The organism is Lutibacter sp., assembly GCF_040883305.1.
Taxonomy (GTDB): Bacteria; Bacteroidota; Bacteroidia; order Flavobacteriales; family Flavobacteriaceae; genus Lutibacter.
The window spans coordinates 1-2,547 of the sequence record NZ_JBFLKT010000357.1 but is presented as its reverse complement, the minus strand read 5'-3'; the positions used below and the strand labels follow the sequence as shown (position 1 = coordinate 2,547).

Sequence of the window (2,547 nt, the reverse complement as noted above, 5' to 3'; positions counted from 1 at the left end):
TGTATTATTCTCAAAATTTTCAAAATCAATTAACTTTATTCCTGATTTTTCAGTCAAATGTTCATAAAAAGCCTTTCCTAAATCTTCATTATCCAGCAATAAAGAAATATCCTGAAACAAACGATCTACTTCATTTTCTTTTATTCCTTCATTAATTTTTTGAATACTAGATTTAAAAATATCAGTAAAAATATTGGTACTTTCGTCTATAATTGCATCTTTTAATGAAATGTAATTATAACCTAACCTTGTTAAATGAAGTATTGACGGAATTTTTACTCTGGAGTCTTCGTTAAATTTCATAGCTATTTTTAAATTGAACTCTTCCTTTAGGATTTCTTTTTTTAATGAGTTATAAAAATATGAAAAATGATTGGAACTAGCTATGATTAGATGATTAATCCATTATTCCATAAAGCTAAAATAACATCCATTTGTGAATTATGGCTTTTGCCTTGATTTTGAACGAGTTTCCATAAATTAATTACTCCAATAATTTCTGGTTTATTATTTCTGTTTCTTAAAATCTCCAAAGCTTTTAATGCATACACTTTATTTTCTTTTACTTTAGGTGCATAATTTCCTTTTAGAATACTTTTTACTGCTCCTACTTCACAAAGTGAAAGAAAAGTTGATTTTGGACAACTTTTTTTTCTTGCAGCTTTTGTTTCAAAAAAACATTTACTGCTGTTTCCCAAGCTTCAATTGGATCTTTTTTAGTTTTATAATAATTTACAGCTTTTATGGCTGATTGGGCATATTTGTTCATAAAATTCTAATTAAAAAATTAAAATATTCAAAAGGTAAATAATAGTGCAAATTCCATAAAACAACAATAATATAAATCCTTCTTTTCTAGTAATTTTACCATTTCTTAAAATAAAAAAAACTAAAATAAAACTTACTAATAATATTGAAATTAACAGGATTGAAGCGTTCAAATCAATTGTTATTGCATTTCCAGATAAGAATGTATAAATAAGGCCTGGCACTCCAATACAAATTGTTAAATCAAAAGTATTTGAACTAATCCCATTAACTACAGCTGCCGTATCCTCTCCTTTTTTAATTGCTGCAATTGACATAAATAGATCGGCAATAGAAGTTCCTGGACCATAAATTGTACAAGCTAATACTCCAATAGGAAGGATTACATCATAATATTCTTCAATTAAACCAATTGTTTGCTGACCGAAAGAAATCATTGTATGCGCTAAAAAAGCAATTAGTATGAACCCTATTAATAACTTTAAAATAATTTTTAAGTTGGAACTATCATTTATAACCTCGCTATATGGTTTCGATTTATCTAAATAAAGGATCAATACATAAGAAAAATAAAACATTACTAAAATACCAAAATCTATTGCAGAATAACTTCCATCTAGTGCCAACAATAATAATACTAGAATAGTAATACCTAAGGCAGGCATATCTCTTTTTAAGATATTTTTTCTAATTTGTACTTGTGGCTTATAAAAAGTAACTACCCCTATAATCACACAGAGGTTAAAAATAGATGACCAAACCAAGGTATCGAATGCTATATCAAATATTTTATACCATATTACTCCAGAAACGGCTGTAAAAAATTCAGGTGATGAACTGGCAATCGCTAAAAAAAGTCCACCTGCGATTGCAGAAGAAATTTTGTATTTATAAGAAATAAATGCAAAGCTATCTTCTACCCATTTGGATGGGATGTTGAATAGTAATAAAACACCTAGTATTGCAAAAAAAAGAATTGTAATTAAAGGAGTTCCTTCAGCAGTATACAAACCTATAAAGCCTAAAATTACAAGAATAAGAGCTATTACATATTTGATATTATTTCTATGGAATATTAGATTTATTAAATTCACGTTGTTTATTGTAGTTATTAAACAGTTGTATTAAAATTTATGAATAAAATCAATAATTTCTTCCTCTGACATTTTAGAAATATTTGAATAAACCTTGTTTTCATCAATACAATACCTACAAAATAGTATTTCTTTAATTTTATTAGCAATAACAATTGATTCCGTTTTATTATTAGTAGTTATTTCAAAAAAAGTGTTATAAAACTTGTGGAATTTACTTCTTTTTATGAAGTTTTCTCTATAAAAAAATTTAAATTCAATACTTTCCATATTAAAAGTCAAAACGGGATAGTTGAGACTTTCTTCGTTCAAATTAATATTTATATTATGTTGCTCTAATTTGCTTGATAATTTTTTAATATTCATATTATTACATCTTTTATTTATACCTTAAAATGCTTCATCCAAATTACTTGGCTTCGTGCTGAAATTTCCACTTTGTTGTAATATTAATTCATAAGTCAAAATGGTATTATTTAAAACTTGTGGGCTATCCTTTCCAAAAACCTCATCATCAATAAAACCACCTTTTAAATCACCACAATCTGTTGTTTTCATAAATTTATTAGGATTCCATCCTTTCCCATAATAAAAGAATATTTGATAAGTACCATTTTTAAATTCAAATGTATATTTACTTCCTGAATTAATATATGCGTGTCTATATACCTGACCATTCTTCTTT

At 26.2% G+C, this 2,547-nt stretch carries 5 protein-coding genes; all 5 read right to left on the bottom strand.

The window, feature by feature from the left end; all coding sequences use genetic code 11:
- A partial coding sequence (locus tag AB1Z17_RS11475) for a type I restriction endonuclease (protein ID WP_368051933.1) occupies positions 1 to 303 on the bottom strand: 303 nt, incomplete at its 3' end.
- A gap of 86 nt (positions 304 to 389) precedes the next feature.
- Positions 390 to 698, bottom strand: coding sequence for a hypothetical protein (locus AB1Z17_RS11470; protein WP_368051932.1), 309 nt, complete (start codon positions 696 to 698; stop codon positions 390 to 392).
- Positions 699 to 779: 81 nt separating this feature from the next.
- Positions 780 to 1,862, bottom strand: coding sequence for a sodium:calcium antiporter (locus AB1Z17_RS11465; protein ID WP_368051931.1), 1,083 nt, complete (start codon positions 1,860 to 1,862; stop codon positions 780 to 782).
- Positions 1,863 to 1,892: 30 nt separating this feature from the next.
- On the bottom strand, positions 1,893 to 2,228 hold the full coding sequence (locus tag AB1Z17_RS11460) for a hypothetical protein (RefSeq protein WP_368051930.1): 336 nt from the start codon (positions 2,226 to 2,228) through the stop codon (positions 1,893 to 1,895).
- Positions 2,229 to 2,252: 24 nt separating this feature from the next.
- Positions 2,253 to 2,547, bottom strand: a 295-nt coding sequence (locus tag AB1Z17_RS11455) for a hypothetical protein (protein ID WP_368051929.1), incomplete at its 5' end; no start/stop codon positions are given.

Coding starts and splice junctions, on each gene's coding strand:
- AB1Z17_RS11460 (WP_368051930.1), bottom strand. CDS start 2,228: ATGAATATTAAAAAATTATCAAGCAAATTAGAGCAACATAATATAAAT.